This is a genomic window from Pseudomonas auratipiscis (genome assembly GCF_036324085.1).
Taxonomy (GTDB): Bacteria; Pseudomonadota; Gammaproteobacteria; order Pseudomonadales; family Pseudomonadaceae; genus Aquipseudomonas; species Aquipseudomonas auratipiscis.
The window spans coordinates 113,527-131,549 of the sequence record NZ_JAZDCU010000007.1 but is presented as its reverse complement, the minus strand read 5'-3'; the positions used below and the strand labels follow the sequence as shown (position 1 = coordinate 131,549).

14 protein-coding genes and 1 tRNA gene are annotated in these 18,023 nt (G+C 58.1%); 10 read left to right on the top strand and 5 right to left on the bottom strand.

What is annotated here, in order from left to right; translation table 11 throughout:
- Positions 1–9: 9 nt before the first annotated feature.
- Complete coding sequence (gene purC, locus V0R60_RS12095) at positions 10–720, top strand: phosphoribosylaminoimidazolesuccinocarboxamide synthase (RefSeq protein ID WP_038613804.1); 711 nt, start codon at positions 10–12, stop codon at positions 718–720.
- A gap of 93 nt (positions 721–813) precedes the next feature.
- Positions 814–903 (top strand) — tRNA-Ser (locus V0R60_RS12090).
- A 153-nt stretch (positions 904–1,056) separates the two neighbouring features.
- Here V0R60_RS12090 and V0R60_RS12085 read toward each other — a convergent pair.
- From V0R60_RS12085 to V0R60_RS12075, 3 genes are all read right to left on the bottom strand, one after another.
- A complete protein-coding gene (locus tag V0R60_RS12085) occupies positions 1,057–1,929 on the bottom strand; it encodes an alpha/beta hydrolase (RefSeq protein ID WP_330079793.1) in 873 nt (290 codons plus the stop codon).
- On the bottom strand, positions 1,929–4,517 hold the full coding sequence (locus V0R60_RS12080; RefSeq protein WP_330079792.1) for an autotransporter family protein: 2,589 nt from the start codon (positions 4,515–4,517) through the stop codon (positions 1,929–1,931). Before V0R60_RS12080 ends, V0R60_RS12085 begins: the two co-directional genes overlap by 1 nt.
- A gap of 298 nt (positions 4,518–4,815) precedes the next feature.
- A complete protein-coding gene (locus V0R60_RS12075; RefSeq protein WP_330079791.1) occupies positions 4,816–5,808 on the bottom strand; it encodes a YeiH family protein in 993 nt (330 codons plus the stop codon).
- Positions 5,809–5,901: 93 nt separating this feature from the next.
- Between V0R60_RS12075 and V0R60_RS12070 the strand changes: the two genes are divergently transcribed.
- The 5 genes from V0R60_RS12070 to V0R60_RS12050 all read left to right on the top strand — a co-directional run bounded on the left by V0R60_RS12070 (position 5,902) and on the right by V0R60_RS12050 (position 12,222).
- The gene (locus tag V0R60_RS12070; protein ID WP_330079790.1) at positions 5,902–6,828 is read left to right on the top strand and encodes a LysR substrate-binding domain-containing protein; all 927 of its coding nucleotides are present in this window, start codon (positions 5,902–5,904) and stop codon (positions 6,826–6,828) included.
- 292 nt (positions 6,829–7,120) lie between these two features.
- The gene (locus tag V0R60_RS12065) at positions 7,121–8,107 is read left to right on the top strand and encodes a LysR substrate-binding domain-containing protein (protein WP_330079789.1); all 987 of its coding nucleotides are present in this window, start codon (positions 7,121–7,123) and stop codon (positions 8,105–8,107) included.
- Between the two features lie 250 nt (positions 8,108–8,357).
- Positions 8,358–10,592 carry a catalase/peroxidase HPI gene (gene katG, locus V0R60_RS12060; RefSeq protein WP_330079788.1) on the top strand — a complete coding sequence of 745 codons (2,235 nt, stop codon included), beginning with the start codon at positions 8,358–8,360 and terminating at the stop codon, positions 10,590–10,592.
- 254 nt (positions 10,593–10,846) lie between these two features.
- The gene (locus tag V0R60_RS12055) at positions 10,847–11,317 is read left to right on the top strand and encodes a VOC family protein (protein WP_330079787.1); all 471 of its coding nucleotides are present in this window, start codon (positions 10,847–10,849) and stop codon (positions 11,315–11,317) included.
- Between the two features lie 101 nt (positions 11,318–11,418).
- Positions 11,419–12,222: a glycine betaine ABC transporter substrate-binding protein gene (locus V0R60_RS12050; protein ID WP_136477722.1), complete on the top strand. Its 804-nt coding sequence runs from the start codon at positions 11,419–11,421 to the stop codon at positions 12,220–12,222.
- 41 nt (positions 12,223–12,263) lie between these two features.
- Here the strand turns inward: V0R60_RS12050 and V0R60_RS12045 are convergent, their stop codons facing one another.
- Positions 12,264–12,929, bottom strand: a complete 666-nt coding sequence (locus V0R60_RS12045; protein ID WP_218571410.1) for a TetR/AcrR family transcriptional regulator — start codon at positions 12,927–12,929, stop codon at positions 12,264–12,266.
- A gap of 258 nt (positions 12,930–13,187) precedes the next feature.
- On the opposite strand from V0R60_RS12045, the gene V0R60_RS12040 reads away from it, so the two are divergent.
- Positions 13,188–13,562 carry a type 1 fimbrial protein gene (locus V0R60_RS12040; RefSeq protein ID WP_330079786.1) on the top strand — a complete coding sequence of 125 codons (375 nt, stop codon included), beginning with the start codon at positions 13,188–13,190 and terminating at the stop codon, positions 13,560–13,562.
- Between the two features lie 13 nt (positions 13,563–13,575).
- On the opposite strand, the gene gliR is transcribed toward V0R60_RS12040, so the two are convergent.
- Entirely contained in the window at positions 13,576–14,604 is a 1,029-nt protein-coding gene (gene gliR, locus V0R60_RS12035) for an AraC family transcriptional regulator GliR (RefSeq protein ID WP_136477721.1), read from the bottom strand.
- Positions 14,605–14,816: 212 nt separating this feature from the next.
- Here gliR and V0R60_RS12030 point away from each other — a divergent pair, with 212 nt between their 5' ends.
- Positions 14,817–16,412: an FAD-binding oxidoreductase gene (locus V0R60_RS12030; protein ID WP_330079785.1), complete on the top strand. Its 1,596-nt coding sequence runs from the start codon at positions 14,817–14,819 to the stop codon at positions 16,410–16,412.
- Between the two features lie 4 nt (positions 16,413–16,416).
- Positions 16,417–18,012: a glycerol-3-phosphate dehydrogenase/oxidase gene (locus V0R60_RS12025; protein ID WP_330079784.1), complete on the top strand. Its 1,596-nt coding sequence runs from the start codon at positions 16,417–16,419 to the stop codon at positions 18,010–18,012.
- The last annotated feature ends 11 nt before the right edge of the window (positions 18,013–18,023 follow it).

The window sequence follows — 18,023 nt, the reverse complement described above, 5'->3', positions numbered from 1 at the left end:
GAGCCCATCATGGAAAAACGTGAAGAACTCTACCGCGGCAAAGCCAAGTCGGTTTACAAGACCGACGACGCTGACCGCTTGATCCTGCTGTTTCGCAACGACACTTCGGCGTTCGACGGCAAGCGTATCGAACAGCTTGATCGCAAGGGTATGGTGAACAACAAGTTCAACGCCTTCATCATGCAAAAGCTGGAAGAAGCCGGTATTCCAACCCAGTTCGACAAGCTGCTGGGCGACAACGAGTGCCTGGTCAAGAAGCTCGACATGATTCCGGTTGAATGCGTCGTGCGTAACTACGCAGCCGGCAGCCTGGTCAAGCGCCTGGGTGTCGAGGAAGGCATCAAGCTGGAGCCTTCGACCTTCGAACTGTTCCTCAAGAACGACGAGAAGGGTGATCCGTTCATCAACGAATCCCACGTTGTTGCCTTCGGTTGGGGCACCGCCGAGCAACTGGTGAAAATGAAAGCCTTGTCGCTCAAGGTCAACGAAGTGCTGAACAAGCTCTTCGACGACGCCGGCCTGCTGCTGGTCGACTTCAAGCTGGAGTTCGGCGTATTCCACGGCGAAATCGTCCTGGGCGACGAGTTCAGCCCTGACGGCTGCCGCCTGTGGGACAAGGAAACCCGCAAGAAGATGGACAAGGATCGCTTCCGCCAGGGTCTGGGCGACGTGATCGAAGCCTACGAAGAAGTTGCCAAGCGCCTGGGCGTGCCGCTGTAAGCGGCAAGTTCACGCAAGCGCCTGATACCACGCGAATTTTTTTCGCAAACGGGCTTTGCCTTTGAGCGAACTGCTGGTATCATGCGCGCCACTGGAGAGATGCCGGAGTGGCCGAACGGGACGGATTCGAAATCCGTTGTACTGGCGACAGTACCTAGGGTTCAAATCCCTATCTCTCCGCCATACATCGAAAAGCCCCTGAAACCCAAGGTTTCAGGGGCTTTTTGTTTTCCGCATTTCAAGTAACTTTCCCAGAATTGCCGCCTATACAGCGCTGGGCATATTTTTGCTCCCCAGTCTTCAGTGACGTGGTATCAACCGTCTTGTCCCATTGCTTTACTCGCCTTGCAAGACAGCGCTCGATCCACACGCTATCGATTTTCCCCGCCAGTTAAGCCAGGCCTTGTCCCAGCCGGTTTCATGCGTGGTGCCGGGTATCACGATCGTTTGCAGGCATGCGGCTGGCCCTAGTTGATGCCGGTAAAACGTTTCGATCATCGTCGGCACTACCCGATCCTCTGCACCTACCAAGTGCCGCTGAGGGATCTGCGCCAGGCGCTGGCGATACTCCAAAGGGTCGAGTGAGCCGCGCAACGGCGCAAGCTGGTGTATCCGAACCCATTCTGCCGGACTCAAGTTGCCGGCCAGTGTCTGAACCTGAGTGATGTCATCGCGCCGAGAGGCCAATAGCAGTGCCAATGCGGCGCCACCGGAATAGCCAACAAGTTCGAATTCCCGGTTGTGAAAGCGCACTTTCAGTACATCCAATGCCTGATCGAGGCTTGCGACGACTTGTTCAGAGAATCGCCGGTTGGTCCACATTTCGGTCGTACAACGAGGCACGCTGACGAACTGGCAGGGGCGAGCGAGATAAATCGAAGGTGTTGGATCATTCAGCGCCAACCGCGCCACTAGCAGTTGCCTGGGGCTGGGGTCCATGCTCGGCTGTGTGGGTGTTGCCCAAGCGTGGCCATCACCTTCCAAATAGATGCGCAGTCGGGTGGGGGCATCGTGCTTGAGCGTCGCCATCATCGCCAGGGGGAAAGGATGGGTAGCCAATATTTCCGGATGCTGGCCGTGGGCGGATGCCAGCGCTTGAAGTGCCTGCTGAGGTGACTGGCAACCGCTCAGCACGGCACTGAACATCAGTGCCGTGCCTTGCAGGCAAATCCCAACCCAGCGCAGCGGGCTGAGTTTTGCCGCGGTCATCAGAAGTCGTAACGCACTTTGGCGGTGACAGTGTTGGCATCAAAGTCCGACTTGCCCACGTAGTCGTAGTTCAAGCCAACCGTTACGGCGCCCAAGTGATAGTCAGCGCCTAGACCCGCTTCATAGCTGTTGCGTACGGCACTGGCACCGCTGGTGACGAAGGGGGTGTTGCCCGAGATGAAGGTAGAGGTACTGCTGACTTCGTCACCGATAAAGTCGTGATAGGCCATGACTTGGGCTTGCGGTTCAAAGGTGCCGTTGCCCAGCGGGAAACTTCCGGCAACACGCAGGCCTGCACCCAGTTCCGCCACTTCAAAGCGCTGATCTTCGACTTTCAGTGCAGCAGAGCTGCCTTTTTCACGATAGCCGTCGATGTTCACCAAGCTGTATCGAGCGGCAATGCGTGGTTCAACCAGTACCGATGGCGAGACATGATAGGTGTAGCCACCCACCAGGTTCACACCAAACAGGTTGCTGTCGTAATCACCTTTGGCGGTCGTGCTGGCGATGCTGCGTTTGCTTTCGTTGTCGTTGATGCCGTAAGTCAGGCTGCCATCGACAAAGTAGTTGTCTTGCTCGAATCCACCGTACAAGGTGAAGGCATGGCCGTCGACTTTGGTTTTGTCGCCGCTCTTGCCGTTCACATCGGTGTTCAAGTAGCTATACGCGACACCCAGGGTCACCTGATCATTCAGTTTGCCGTCGGCACCAACCGCGATACCGCGGCTGTAGGCGTTGTAGCCTGCGACGTTGTCGCGCAGGTCTTGGCTGGCATCGCTGTACAAGGTTTGTACCCAGACACCCGCCTCCTTGAAGCCTTCACCCGAAGACATGCCGCGCGCGCCGGAGGTACGGGCGCTGGTAACGTTGCTGATGAGCGTCTGGCCAGTGGTTGCAGCCTGAGTCGCACCGCCGTTGACCTCAGGGGTCAGTTGTTCAGCCAGGGTACGCAGTGCTTGCGCGTCCTGCGATGCGTTGACGTAGGCCTGGAACACCTGATCCTGCGGGTTCAGCGTGGCCAACTGAGTGGCAACACTGCTGAATGCCGAAGCGGCGCGCTGGGCGTTGCCCGAACCGCCGATGTCCTTGATCACCTCACCCACTTGCGAGGACGATTTGCCGGTGACGGTGGCAATCACCTGATTACCTTCGACTGTATAGGTATCGACATTCAACAGCGAAGAACGGCTGCTGACCAGCTTGCCTGTCTCGGTCTGATTGTCCAGCGAATCAGCCTTGACCAGGGTGTAGGTGCTGCCGTTGGCGGTGAAATCTTTACCCTGGGCGGCCAGCGTAATGTGTGAGCCTTTTTCGAAGGTCGCCTTGCCGTCGACGCTCAGGACCGCCTTGTTGGCATTCGTCGCGTTGCTCAGGTTCAGATCCAGCGACGAACCATTGCCCACCACCAGATCACCCTTGAGCGAAGTGTGCGCATTAGCCAACTGCAGATGCCCAGCGCTGCCCGCGGTGCCGACAATCACCGGGCCATTGTCGAACATGCGGATGTTGTAGCCATCGACATCGGCGTTACTGCCTTTGAACACTGCATCGCCGGTGACATAAATGCGATCCAGATCGATCAGGTTGCCGGTAATAGAGCCGGCCTGCCAATCCAGTACCACTGCGCCCGATGCGTCGGAGGCGTCAATGGCTTCATCTTCAGAGGTGATGGTGCCTCGGTTGACCAGCGTCAGCGCGCCGCCTTGGCCGTCGCCATCGATGTCAAAGCCACCAATCTCAATGGCAGCATCGGTAGCCTGAATGAGTCCATTGTTGACCAATTGAGCAGATGAAGTGGAGAAGCTGACGCCATCGAGCTCCACGCCAATGGCGTCGGCGCCCGTAGCGATAATGCGGCCATTGTTCTCAATGCCACCAATGTCCACACGGTCGCTGTAAGTCGTGCCCGCCCATGAGTACTCGTTGGAAGTCACGTCCAGCGCAGTGGCATCCTCGCCACTGACTTGAATCAGGCCGTTGTTGATGAGCTTGCCGTCGATCTCGCCGCCTTCAAGCAGGATGCCTGTGGCGTTCTTGCCGTCTGCCAGAATCTTGCCAGTGCTGGCGTTGATCAGGTCGCCGTGCAGTTCCGACTCGCCCGAGAATTCCAGGGCACGGATACCGTCACCTTCAAACTCGTCGCCCTTGACGCTCAAGGTGCCTTCGTTGATCAGGTTGCCGTGGATAATGGCCGGGTCAACCAGCATCGCCGACACACCACCGCCACTCACCGCAATACTGCCCTTGTTGACCAGATTGCCGAATATTTCGGTTGCTAGGCCGAACGACGACGGGTCTTCGTCTTCACCTGCCATCGACAGATCCAGTCCATCAGCGTTATTGCCATTGGCATTTACGCTGGCATTGATCACCAGATCCTTGTTAAACGTCACACTGTTGAACTCAATAGCGTCCACATCGCTGTTGGAGGTCGTGAACGAGCCTTTGACTTCAACCTGCTCCGCATAGCTGCTTCGTTCGATCTGCAGGCCGGAGTTGGTCAGCGTCAGCGTCTGTGCATAGGCAGGTTGCGCTGCGGCGGCGATGGCAAGAGCAATGAGTGTTTTATGGAGTTTGACGACAGCCACTTTTTATTCCTTTGACAACCAATGTGAAATAGCTTCCTTGCATGGCTTCGCTTTGCCTTGATGGCCAATTGCCACTCTGGAGGTCGCGGAGTATAAATCCTGTGGTTTATCAGTGATATAAATTTTTGACGTCATGAGAATGACTCGGTTGGGCTAGCCTCGAACTCACGGCGTTCGCTCGACGCCCTATGTGAAAAGCCCCCGCCAATCATCGATTGGCGAGGGCTTTTGGTGTACGGGTTTTAAGTGTTCCAGGGCAGACAGGCAGGGAAACGGTTGCGATGAGCGCTAACTCTCCTCAGACCATCCACAGATGGACGGTGAGCAGTCCCCCTCCCATCAGCATGATGAAAAGACTGAAGGCCAGAGCGAATGGTTTCAGGCCCAGCGCCTTGAGCTTTTCCAGCCGGGTCTCGTAACCCAGTGCCGCCATCGCCATGGTCAGCGCGATTTGCCCCGCCAGAACCAGCCCACTGTGCAGTGCGGCAGGTAGCGTTACGTAACTGTTGAAAACGACCATCGCCAAGAAACCGAAAGCGAACCAGGGAATGGTGATTTTCTGCTTTTCGCTGCCGGCTGCGCGGGGCTGACGGGCGAACCACCATTGGCCGACGATCAGCAGAAATGGCACCAGCAACATCACCCTGACCAGCTTCACAATGACCGCATTGGCCAAGGCATCAGGTCCGACGGCAACACCTGCCGCGACCACTTGCGCCACTTCATGGATGGTCGCCCCGATGTACACCCCGAACACATTTTCGCCAAGGCCGGCCAACGGGTAGAGCAACGGATAAACGACCATCGCCATGGTGCCAAACAGCACCACGGTTGCTACCGCCATGGCGGTGGCTGCGGGGCGTGCACGAATCGCCGCTTCAGTGGCGAGCACGGCAGCGGCGCCGCAGATCGCGCTACCTGCACAGGTCAGCAGGGTGACGTCGCGGTCCAGCTTGAGCAGCCGTGTGCCAATGAAATAGCCAGCAACCATGACAACGGTGATCACGCCGGCATCCAGGGCAATGATTGCCGGTCCCAGCTTGAAGATTTGTTGAAGCGTTACTGACAAGCCGAACAGCACGATCCCGCCACGCAGCATCCACCGCGTACACACCTGCAGGCCCCGTTGTATGGACGCCAAGCCGCCGATCAACGGCAGGTTGCCGACGACGATACCCAGCAACAGTGCGAACACGAGCGGGCTGAAGCCGCTCTGTTGAAGCAGTGGAATACGGCTGAGCCCATATCCACCCAAGGTCAAAAGTGCGCTCAGTAAAAGGCCCCGAAACATGAAGTTGTCTCCTCTGTGACGACCTCAAAAATAGCCCTGTTTCGTTCAGATGAAAAAATGGTTATAACGATATAACCATTCGGAGAAACTGAAATGAACATCGGGGTTAGCTTCCGACAGCTGCAGGTCTACGTCACCGTGGCCAAACTCGGCACCATCGGCGCAGCCGCCCAGCGTCTGAACCTGTCACAGTCAGCTACCAGTCAGTCGCTGTCCGAGCTGGAGCGCCACTTGAACGTGCCGTTGTTCGAAAGAACCGGCCGCCGGCTGGTCCTCACCGAGGTTGGCTTGCGGCAATTGAGCCATGCCGAAGCGTTGCTGGACGGCTTGCAACGTTTCGTCGAGGGGGCCCAGGAGCCTGACGGAATTATCCAGGGCAACTTGTTGATTTCTGCCAGCTCGACCATTGGTACCTACCGGGTGCCGTTTCTGATCGACCGTTTTTCCGATCTTTACCCGGGTGTTTCGCTGCAGGCTCGCTTGCGAAATACCGAAGAGGTGCTTGCTGAGGTCTCGCGCCTGGAAGCGGATATCGGTCTGATCGAGGGACCGTGCACCGATGAGCGGCTGATGACGGAGTATTGGTGCGATGACGAGTTGGTGGTTGTCTGTGGTGCAGAGCATCCACTGGCTCGCGTCGGCAGGATCGATGATGCAGGCATCGCCACCCAGCCGTGGATAATCCGTGAAGCGGGATCCGGCACGCGATCGGTGCTGGAGTCTGCTATTGCCGGACATGCGCAGAAGTTGAACATACGCATGGAGCTCGGCCAGAGCGAAGCCATCAGGGAAGCAGTCAGGGCGGGGTATGGGCTGGCATGCTTGTCAAAGCTCAGTGTCATCGAAGACCTGCACCGCGGTTCGCTGGTGGAATTGAAGAGCAGCCTGAATCTCAAGCGGGCGTTCCATATCGTCTGGCATCCACAACGTTACCAAAGCCCGGCGTGGCAAGCGCTCAAGGTGTTTTTGCGCGAGCGTGCAACTGAGTACATGAGGTCCGAAAGCGTTGTCGGCAATTAATTCTGTACGGATTCGTTTGTAAGTTTATACATCGATCTGCGTGCAGATATGGAAGTTCGAAGGGGACTCAACTATCGCGAGTAACGATATGGCGAAATTCTTTCAATGCAGGTCATGATTTTTTTTAATTTCACTGACCCGATCCTGTTTGGCAGCCTTGCCATGAAAGTTGAAGCTGACCCATCTATTACGAAAAGTAAAAGTGCACGTGGCGATATAACCTGAAGGCCAACGCTGCTACGGTGATGGCGGGTTTGTTATACCCTGGTGCGCGCTTTCCAAGGATATGTTGATGACCTTACGCGAACTCCGCTATCTCGTTGCATTGGCGGAGCACCGTCATTTCGGTCGTGCTGCCGATGCCTGCCATGTCACTCAATCCACGCTGTCCACCCAATTGCGCAAGCTGGAAAACTACCTCGGCCACGTGTTGATAGACCGTCACGCCAAGCAATTCACCCTCACCCCCAGTGGTGAGCAGATCGTCAAGCGCGCGCGGAACATGCTTGCCGAAGCCGACACCATTCTCGCCCTGACCCGTGCGCGCCGCGACCCGCTTGAAGGGATTCTTACCCTGGGCATCATCCCGACCTTGGCGCCGTATTACCTGCCGCACCTTTTGCAGGCAGTAGAGGCCGCCCATCCCAAGTTGCAATTGGTGATACAAGAAAGCTTTACCGCTGATTTGTGCGAACGGCTGAACGAGCAGTCCATCGACTGCGCATTGCTGGCACTCCCGCGGCCGCTGTACCAGACGATGTTGCGCTCTGCGGAGTGTCTGCGATGCGAGGCGGCAGTGCAGGGCGGGCCGCGCCTGCTCGATCCTGAAGCCTATGACGAGCGAGTGCTGTTCGACGAGCCTTTCTGGGCGGCATTGCCGTTAGGGCATGAGCTCGGCGCCGGCAGCGATGTGGCGGTCGAGGCACTGAGCGATCTCAAGCTCTTGCTGCTTACCGATGGTCATTGTCTGCGCGGCCAGGCGTTGCAAGCATGCGGCATGAGTGAGGTGCAGGCAAACGATTCGGCAGACTGCCGGGCGGCCAGCCTGGAAACTCTGCAGCATCTGGTCGCTGCTGGCCGCGGATGTACCTTGCTGCCAGCCTTGGCGGCGATCAATGCCGACCGCAGCCGATTGACCGTGAAGCCGTTGCGTGGTGATGAGCATCGGCGCATTGGTCTGGTATGGCGTCGTACTCATCCACGCGCGCAAGAGTTCGAGCTATTGGCTGCGACACTCAAGCGTACAGCCCCCACCGGTACTAAACCCTGGCAGCTTTGAAGTTTTCACGGTGTAATGTTTGAACTTGCCGTGCGCTAAGTGTGTTTCCAGAACTTTCATCAATCAGGTTATCAATCGGCCCCGTTTATAACCTCAATTGTTCGAAAAACGGTGCGCAATTAAAGTTTGTGAAGCATATGCAATCCGGTAACTCCCGGTTTCATTGCGTACTTTTTTCCTGACTCGACGCCCGTTTTCAAACCCGGTTGATGATTGGCCTGGTTTACACACTTACAAGGATTAAGCCCCCATGCGCATGAAACAGCTGCCCTTGGCGATTGCCCTGATAGTTGGCTTTTCACCCATTGTTCACGCCGATAATACCGGCGCCGCCTCGTTGGCTGGCAAGCACCACCAGATGACCAACAAGGATTGGTGGCCCAATCGCCTGGACCTTTCCTTGCTGCGACAACACAACCCGGCCTCCAGCCCTGCCGACGCTGATTTCAATTACGCCAAGGCGTTCAACAGCCTTGACTTGAGTGCGGTTAAAAAGGACATCCAAGCAACCCTGACCCAGTCTCAGGACTGGTGGCCAGCGGACTACGGCAACTATGGGCCGTTCTTCATCCGCATGGCCTGGCACAGTGCCGGCACCTACCGGACGCTGGACGGTCGCGGTGGTTCTGACGGTGGCCAACAGCGTTTCGATCCACTTAACAACTGGCCGGATAACGTCAGTCTCGATAAAGCACGGCGCTTGTTGTGGCCGGTGAAAGAGAAGTACGGAGCGAGTATTTCCTGGGGCGACCTGATGGTGTTGGCCGGCACCGTGGCGATGGAATCAATGGGGATGAAAACCTACGGTTTCGGCGGCGGTCGCGAGGATGACTGGGAACCGGATCTGGTCTATTGGGGCCCTGAGAGCACCTGGCTCGGTGATGAGCGCTACCACGGCAAGCGTGAGCTGAACAAACCCCTGGCGGCCGTGCAGATGGGCCTTATCTATGTGAACCCGGAAGGCCCCAATGGCAAGCCAGATCCGCTGGCCGCCGCCAAGGATATCCGCGATACGTTTGCGCGCATGGGCATGAATGATGAAGAAACCGTGGCACTGATTGCCGGCGGTCACACCTTCGGCAAGGCGCACGGTGCGCACAAACCAGAGGGGTGCCTGGGCGCGGATCCTGCCAGCGCACCGACCGAGCAACAAGGCCTGGGCTGGAAAAATACCTGCGGCAAAGGCAACGCTGAAGACACCATAACCAGTGGCCTGGAAGGCGCGTGGACCTCAAGCCCTGCGAATTTCACCAATCAGTATCTGGCCAACCTCTTTGGCTGGACATGGGTTCAGACCAAGAGTCCGGCAGGTGCAATCCAGTGGATTCCATCCGATCCGTCGGCTGCGGTCATGGTTCCCGACGCACACGTCAAAGACAAACGCCATGCGCCGATCATGTTCACCACTGACCTTGCGCTGCGATTCGACCCCGCGTACGAGAAAGTTTCCCGTCATTTCCTGGATAACCCCAAGGCATTCGAACTTGCCTTCGCCAAGGCCTGGTTCAAGCTGACTCACCGTGATCTTGGCCCGCGTACCCACTACCTGGGAGCCGACGTACCCAAGGAAGACCTGATCTGGCAAGACCCGATTCCAGCGCTGGACCACAAGCTGATCGATACCAAAGACATCGAAGCCCTCAAAACCAAGGTTCTCGCCTCGGGCCTTAGTACCGGCGAGTTGGTACGTACTGCCTGGGCCTCGGCCTCTTCGTTCCGTGGCTCTGACATGCGCGGCGGTGCCAACGGTGCACGGCTGCGTCTTGCCCCACAGAAGGACTGGAATGCCAATAATCCGGCCGAGTTGAGCAAAGTGCTCGCCAAGCTCGAAGCGATTCAAAAGAACTTCAACAGCAAACTCAAAGGCGGCAAGCAAGTCTCGCTGGCGGACGTGATTGTGATTGCGGGTTCTGCAGCGGTTGAGTCTGCCGCGAAGAAAGGTGGATTCAACGTGCAAATTCCGGTAACCCTGGGTCGGATGGACACTACCCAGGACAAGACCGATATCAATTCCTTCGCGGTGCTGGAACCCAAGGCTGACGGTTTCCGTAACTACTACAGCGCTGACGCTCGTCTCTCGCCAACCGAAATGTTGGTCGACAAGGCCAGCTTGTTGACCCTCACTGCACCGGAGATGACCGTGCTTGTCGGTGGCATGCGGGCGCTCGGGGCGAATACCGATGGCAGCAAAAATGGTGTGCTTACTGCTCACCCAGGCACATTGTCCAACGACTTCTTCGTCAACTTGATGGACATGTCGACTGCCTGGTCGAAGTCTTCAACTGATGGCTTGTATGAAGGTCGCGACCGCAAGACTGGCGAGGTCAAATGGTCAGCCACGCCGGTCGATCTGGTCTTCGGTTCTAACTCGGAGTTGCGTGCGGTGTCCGAGTTCTACGCCGCAAACGATGCCAAGGAAAAGTTCGTCAAGGACTTCGCCAAAGCATGGACCAAGGTCATGAACCTCGATCGCTTCGACATCTGACAGTGGCTGAGCCTGTGCCGTAGCGCCTGTGCTTAAGGCCCTATCGCTGGGAAATACCACGGAGCCCTCGCAAGTCGCTGATTTTCGAGGGCTCTTTTGCGTCTGTCAGAGCCTCTATGCCGTACATGAATATTATCAATCGATAAATTATTGTGCGTGAGAAGTTATCGTCTGATAATTAACTTCGGGTCGCGGCGTTTCCGACCTTTCGCAACGACCTTGATCTCTTTACTCACTGACAGGCAGGGGAAGCTATGGGTGTACTAGCGCTCGACCATTTCACAATTCGAACCCGCCGTTGGGGTGAAACCGCTGATTTCTTCGAACGGGTCATCGGTCTCACGCCGGGACCTCGGCCAGGTTTCAGTTTTCCTGGATGCTGGATGTATGCCGGTGGCCGTCCGTTGTTGCACATCGCCAGTGTCGATGTTGACCAACAGGAGTTGCGTGCCTATTTGGGCGACAAGCCAGACAGCTACGGCTCCGGGGCGCTCGATCATGTGTCGCTGCGTTGCGAGGGGCTCAACCACGTTCAGACGCGCTTGCAGTCGCTGGGTATTGCCTTTCGTGAACGGGTGATTCCGGATATCGGCGAACATCAGCTGTTTCTCGAAGACCCAAACGGCATCACCATCGAGATGATCTTCGAGTACATACCTGGAAGCCGAATTGTCGGGCGCGCTATGCCGAGCCTGGCCCTAGACCAGACTCAGGCTGATGACTGATGTCGGGATTCAATAGAAGGCAGTTCATTCACGCTTTCGGGGGCGCGGCGCTGTTGGCGGCGGCGCAAGCCCGTGGCAATAAACTTGCGGGAAGCCAGCCCATGATTCGCCTTGGTGTAACAGATCTTTCCTTTCATCGTGCGACGGCTGCCGTTGTTTCCTTGGTATTGCAGCGCATGGGCTTTAGCGTGGAGCGTTCCTACGCGTTGCACGAGGCCAACTTTGAACGGCTGCGTGAAGGTTCGATCGACATGATCGCGTCCGCCTGGATTCCTTCCAGCCATGGCATGTACAAGGCCCGTGTTGAAGAGCAGGTTGCTACCCGTGAGATGGGGCTGCACTACCAGCCTTATGCGCTGTGGGGAGTACCGGACTATGTTCCGGCGTCCGAGGTGGACTCAGTCGAGGATCTGCTCAAACCCAGGGTGCAGGCGCGTATGCACAAGCTTATCCAGGGGATCGGGCCAGGTGCGGGTATAACGCGTTTTTCCCTGCGGATGATGGACGATTACGGCCTGGCTACGGCCGGCTATAGCTTTCGTACTGGCACCCAGGAAGAATGCGTCGGCGCATTCGAGGCGCTGGTGCAGGCGGGCGAGTGGGGCGTGGTCCCGCTCTGGCACCCGCAGTTTCTACATTTTCGCCATCGAATCCGCGATCTCAAGGACCCCAAGGGACTGCTGGGCAGCGTCGACCGCGCGGTACTGCTCGCTCGGGTTGATCGCCTCGGTGTATTCAGTACAGCGCAGATCCAGGTTCTGGACAACGTTCGCCTGAGTAACGCCATCGTTGCTGAGCTCGATTACGCAATCAACCGCGAGGGTAAAAGTGCCGACCAGGCCGCTGCCAATTGGTTGGACAACAATCCACAGGTGCTCGCTGCATGGCTCGCCCCGCTAGGTTGAGTCGTGCCAGCGATTCTCACGGCAAGGCATAGGTCAGAGGGTCACGGCGTCAGATCCTGATTGTAATGCAAGGCACCCTCCAGAAAGGCATTCACTCGGTGGGTGATCAATTCGCTCAGGTCTTCGGGAACGGGCATTTGATACACCCACTTGCGCACCCCCAGGTAGAAGAAACTGCTGTGGAAACCCCACAGCACTTCCATTTCCACTGCCAACTCGTGTTCAGTCGGCGGCTGAGTAAAATGCCGCTGATGGCGTAGTTCTTCATTGATCACCACGAAAGTGTCCTGATGCAGGCGCTGAAGATAACGCTGGTTCAAGCTGGGGTCTTGCAGCCCTGCGTAGAGAAAGATACGCACCCATTCATTGCTCAGAATTGTCTCGGTATAGCCAATGAAGTAGTCAATCAGGCGCTCTTTCAAAGGGCGGCTGCGATCTTTGAGTTGAAGCTCCAGGCCAGGGTCCCAGCGATTCATGAACACTTGCTTGTAAACCTGTTCAATCAACAACTGCTTGCTGGGGAAGTAGCGGTACAGCAGGGGTTGGGTAACCTGCAGACCCTTGGCAAGTTCTCGAGTGGTCAGGGCAAAGCCTTTTTCAGCGAAAAGGGCAATGGCCCTCTCAACCATTTGCTGCTGACGATCGGCAGCAGCAAGATTTTTCCGGCCAGCCGTAGCCGTCTTACCGGTAGCGCTGATTTTTGCCATTCTCGACCTTTGCAGTGACTCATATTGAACGCGTGACAGGATCATACCCGTTGACGTGTGCATGTGTTACGGGTCGCTACGCTTGCAGCGATGCCACCTGGCCTTTTATGCCAGCGTTTACAGGCGTGTGCCGATGTGGCCAGGCGTTGCATTTGTGACGCATTTGGCGCTTCGCAATATTTGCTGGCAGCCAGCCCTGGAATTTATCCCAAGCTTGCCGACACTCAAGCAAGGGACTTTTTCTTCGGGAGTGCCAACATGCACAGGACGTTTCAGGTTGTCGGTATGGCCATGCTCGTTTGCCTCAATGCAGTGGGTTCAACGGCAATTGCAGAGGCTCAGGGTGTGATCAGGTTTGCCGGGAGTATTGTCGAACCGACGTGTTCCACCTCCACCCTGTCGAGTGGTTGGCGCGTAGAAGGGTGTTCAGAAATGTCCCGCGGTACTGCAATCAATGTACGCGAGTTGAAACCGCAGGCGTCGGCCAGTTCCTTGGACAACGCATCGGTGCAGGTCAAGTTGGTGGCCGACAGTAACCGGGGCCTTTATTACGATCAGCTTTACACGCTGGTCGATAACTCAGGCAAGGCGGTCACCCAAGGCTTATACCTGATTACCCTGACCTCACCATGAGCCAACGCCTTGCTCATTCTCCAGCCGGGTCCCGGTAAGTCTGGCGAAACTCGCCCGGCGGCATGCCGCGTCGGCTTTTGAAGGTGCGATGGAACGAGCGCGGTTCAGTAAAGCCCAGGTACTGGGCGATGTCTTGTATCGGCAAAGTGCTGTGCAGCAGGTAGTGCTCGGCGAGCTCCTGGCGCAGATCATCGAGGATTTGTTGGTAGGAGGTATTGGCCTGGTGCAGTTGGCGTTGCAGGGTGCGTACCGATACCGAAAATTGCTCCGCCACTTGCTCCTTGCGTGGCAGCCCCTCCTTGAGCAACTGACGCAAAATGCTCTTCACGCGCTGCTCCAGCGATGCATCTTCGAGCGTGGCCATCAATCCTTGGGCGTGTTCCTCCAGGGTGCGCAACAACTGCGCATCGGCTTGGCGCAAGGGCAGTTGCAGGTAGGGCAGGGGCACCACAAGCGCTGAATAAGGCTGGCCGAACAGCACCGGGCAGTCGAAGAACTGTTCGTATCGGACGAGCTCGATATCAGCCGGCTGGGCATGTTCGAACCAAACTTGAGTCGGGGAAAGCTGGGTATCGGCAATCCAGCGCGCATATTGCAACCACGAGCCGAGGACGTTCTCCACCAGGTGACGGCGAATGCGTGGGCGTTGGTGGCGGCAATTCCAGATCAGGTGGACCTGTTCGCCCTGCATTTCGGCACGACTGACACCCATGTCACCGACCAGTTTCTCGAAGGGCATGATGCGATTCATGGCATCGCCCAGGGTCGCGCAGTTCATGGTGATGTAGCCCAACACGCTCCAGGAGTTGGGCAGCACGAATCGCGCTGAATTGAGGCCGAACAAGGGGTCGCCTGAGTGCTCGCAGAAGTAGTCGAGCAAACGTTCGTGGGCTTCGCCCGGCAGTCGCAGAGTATTGTCACTCAGTTGTTGGGCCTGCAGTCCGGCGACCGCCAATGCAGGTTCGATGGCCATGCCCAGTTGCTCGGCGTGGCGCACGTACTTGAGCAGGGGCGGAACCGAAGTGTAGCCAAGGGATTGCATGATCGGGTTCCTTTGATCGAGGCAGACTGGCACAGATAAAGACCCTGAAAGGTAATTTGAAACCACCGTTAAAGTAAATGGCTGGAGCGCGCTACGGCCCTTGGCTCAATTGGCTACTCCAGCTGGCTTGATGCGACCGTGACAGGCCTGGGCGGCTGGCTACTATAGGCGCCAGAACTATTACCTTATAAGAACCGCAAAAGGACACACGCATGCGACGCTGGAACGGCTGGGGGGATGCAACCACGGTGGTCGAACTGCCGGCCCAGGGCGCGGGGTTTCTCGCTGCGCGGGTAGGGGCGGGACGTGCACTGCCAGACGCCACCCTGGACACTGCACTGGCCCGGGTTCCGGCGTCACGCCTGGCGGCCCACAGGTTGTACAGCGTGGACGTTCAGGATCGCCTGCTGCACGCTCGCGGCCAGAGCCTGCCGGATTGGCTGGCACTGCGCGAGGGCGCGTTGGGGCGATACCCGGATGCGGTGGCGTTCCCGCAGAGTGTCGAGCATATCCGCCAGTTGCTGGCGCTCGCCCACGACCAGGACTTGTGCCTGATTCCCTATGGGGGCGGCACTTCGGTCGCCGGGCACATCAATCCGCCGTCATCCACTCGGCCGGTACTGACCGTTTCCCTGGCGCACATGAACCGCCTGCTCGATGTTGACGAACAGAGTCTGCTGGCCACCTTTGGCCCCGGCGCCACCGGGCCGCAAGTGGAAAGCCAACTGCGTGCCCGTGGCTACACCCTGGGGCACTTCCCTCAATCATGGGAGTTGTCGACCGTCGGCGGCTGGGTTGCCAGTCGTTCCAGTGGCCAGCAGTCGTTACGTTATGGCCGCATCGAGCAACTGTTCGCTGGCGGCACCCTGGAAACCTTCTCCGGGCCATTGGAGATCGCCACCTTTCCGGCCTCGGCTGCCGGCCCCGACCTGCGCGAAGTGGTGATGGGCAGTGAAGGGCGGTTCGGGATCATTTCCGAGGTCAAGGTAAGGATCAGTGCCCTGCCTGCCGACGAGCGCTTTTATGGCGTGTTCCTGCCGAACTGGGAGCAGGCCTTGCAGGCTATTCGGCAATTGGCCCAGGCACGCGTACCGCTGTCGATGCTGCGCTTGTCCAATGCCGTGGAAACCGAAACCCAACTGGCCCTGGCCGGGCATCCGCAACAAATCGCCTGGTTGGAAAAGTACCTGGCGTTTCGCGGTGCCGGTAGCGGCAAATGCCTGCTGACCTTCGGAGTGACTGGCAACCGGCGGCAGAATGCGCTGTCTCTCAGCCAGGCCAGGCAGCATCTAAAAGCCTTCGGCGGGGTATTCACCGGCACACTGCTGGGCAACAAGTGGGCGCAGAACCGCTTTCGTTTTCCGTACCTGCGCGAGAACCTGTGGAACGCTGGATACGTGGTGGACACCCTGGAAACCGCTACCGATTGGAGCAATGTCGACAACTTGCTCAACCGGATCGAGAGTAGCCTGCGCGATGGCCTGGCCGCTGAAGGCGAGCGGGTGCATGTGTTTACTCACCTGTCCCATGTATACGGTGAAGGGTCGAGTATCTACACCACCTATGTGTTCCGACCGGCAGAGGATTACCCGGCTACTCTGGCACGTTGGCAGGCGCTCAAGCACGCAGCCAGCCAGGTTATCGTCGAAAACAACGGCACCATCAGCCATCAGCATGGCGTGGGCAGGGACCATGCCCCTTACCTGCTGCGTGAAAAAGGCGAATTGGCGCTGGATACGTTGCAGGCATTGAGTCGCCACTTCGACCCGGCCGGACGCTTGAATCCCGGCACGCTGTTGCAGGAGTGACGGCATGAGCCAGGACTGGAATGGCGCTTGGCGCCAGCAGGTGTTGCCGACGCTGGCGCAGGAAACCTGGGACCTGATCGTCATTGGCGGCGGCATAAGCGGTGCCGGTATCCTGCGTGAAGCCGCTCGGCGTGGCTGGCGTTGTCTGTTGCTTGAGCAACGCGATTTTGCCTGGGGCACCTCCAGCCGCTCGTCGAAGATGGTGCATGGTGGTTTGCGCTACATTGCCAAGGGTCAGTGGCGCTTGACCCGCGACTCGGTCCACGAGCGCCAGCGCTTGCTCGATGAAGCACCGGGGCTGGTCGAACCCATGAGTTTCATGATGCCGCACTATCGCGGTGGCTTCCCTGGACCTTGGGTTCTGGGGGGGCTGTTGACGGTATACGACGCTCTGGCCAGGCGCCGCAACCACAGCTTTCACAACGCGCAACAACTGCGTTATCTGGCCCCGGGGCTCAAGGAGGACAAGCTGCTCGGCGGCACCTGTTTTATCGACGCCCTCACCGATGATGCGCGCCTGGTCATGCGCGTGCTGGCCGAAGCGCGGGCTGATGGCGCGCTGGCGCTCAATGGGCTACGTGTTGCGCAACTGCTACGTGAAAACGACCGGGTTTGTGGCGTTGAGGTTGAAGACGAAGAAAGCGGCGAGTTGCTGCAGTTGCGGTGTAGCGCCTTGGCAGTGGCAACGGGCGCCTGGGCCGAGCGCCTACGTCCCACTGATGCGCCGCCTCAGTTGCGTCCGCTGCGCGGCAGCCACCTGCTGTTACCCGGCTGGCGCTTGCCGGTGGCCCAGGCCTTCACCTTTTTGCATGCTCACGACCGGCGACCGGTGTTTGTGTTTCCCTGGGAAGGCGCCACGGTGGTTGGCACTACCGACCTGGATCACCACGAGGACCTGGACCACAGCGCGAGTATCAGCAGCGAAGAACTCGACTACTTGCTGGCCGCGTGCGCTCAACAGTTTCCCCAGGCCCAGGTGCAGGCTAACGATGTACTTTCGACCTGGTCTGGCGTGCGACCTGTGGTGGGGAGTGCCCACGGTACTGCGCAGGACAAACCGTCCAATGAAACCCGTGAGCATGTGCTGTGGTGCGAACCCGGTTGCGTGACCCTGGCCGGTGGCAAGTTGACCACGTTCCGACCGCAGGCCCTCGAGGTGCTCAAGGTTTGCGCACAGATGATCGGCCGTGAAATCAGCGATGACGGCGCCCCGGTTTTTGCCAAGGTAGCAGGGCAGCCGATTGCCGGACTCAATGGCCGCCAGTGGCGGCGCCTGGCCGGACGTCATGGCCGAGACCTGCCGCGCCTGGCGTTGCTGGTCGAACAGCTGGGCCACGCAACCGTCGGCGCCAGCGACACGTTATGGGCGGAGCTGGCGTTTGCCTGCGATGCCGAACTGGTCCTGCATCTTGATGACCTGTTGCTGCGCCGCACCCGTGTCGGCCTGCTCCTGGCGCAAGGGGCACAAGAATACCTGCCGGCCATTCGCCGCCTGTGTCAGCCCCGGTTGGGCTGGGGCGACCAGCGTTGGCAGGCAGAAGAACAACGCTACAGGGTTTTGTGGCAACGCCACCATGGTTTGCCGGATGCCACGCATTAATGCCCATCGAA

Bases quoted from the DNA above. Each gene is read 5' to 3' on its own strand.
- gliR (WP_136477721.1), bottom strand. From the start codon at position 14,604: ATGCAATCCCTTGGCTACACTTCGGTTCCGCCCCTGCTCAAGTACGTG.
- V0R60_RS12065 (WP_330079789.1), top strand. From the start codon at position 7,121: ATGACCTTACGCGAACTCCGCTATCTCGTTGCATTGGCGGAGCACCGT.
- V0R60_RS12025 (WP_330079784.1), top strand. From the start codon at position 16,417: ATGAGCCAGGACTGGAATGGCGCTTGGCGCCAGCAGGTGTTGCCGACG.
- V0R60_RS12040 (WP_330079786.1), top strand. From the start codon at position 13,188: ATGCACAGGACGTTTCAGGTTGTCGGTATGGCCATGCTCGTTTGCCTC.
- V0R60_RS12085 (WP_330079793.1), bottom strand. From the start codon at position 1,929: ATGACCGCGGCAAAACTCAGCCCGCTGCGCTGGGTTGGGATTTGCCTG.
- V0R60_RS12045 (WP_218571410.1), bottom strand. From the start codon at position 12,929: ATGGCAAAAATCAGCGCTACCGGTAAGACGGCTACGGCTGGCCGGAAA.
- V0R60_RS12055 (WP_330079787.1), top strand. From the start codon at position 10,847: ATGGGTGTACTAGCGCTCGACCATTTCACAATTCGAACCCGCCGTTGG.
- V0R60_RS12075 (WP_330079791.1), bottom strand. From the start codon at position 5,808: ATGTTTCGGGGCCTTTTACTGAGCGCACTTTTGACCTTGGGTGGATAT.
- V0R60_RS12050 (WP_136477722.1), top strand. From the start codon at position 11,419: ATGATTCGCCTTGGTGTAACAGATCTTTCCTTTCATCGTGCGACGGCT.
- V0R60_RS12070 (WP_330079790.1), top strand. From the start codon at position 5,902: ATGAACATCGGGGTTAGCTTCCGACAGCTGCAGGTCTACGTCACCGTG.
- katG (WP_330079788.1), top strand. From the start codon at position 8,358: ATGCGCATGAAACAGCTGCCCTTGGCGATTGCCCTGATAGTTGGCTTT.
- purC (WP_038613804.1), top strand. From the start codon at position 10: ATGGAAAAACGTGAAGAACTCTACCGCGGCAAAGCCAAGTCGGTTTAC.
- V0R60_RS12030 (WP_330079785.1), top strand. From the start codon at position 14,817: ATGCGACGCTGGAACGGCTGGGGGGATGCAACCACGGTGGTCGAACTG.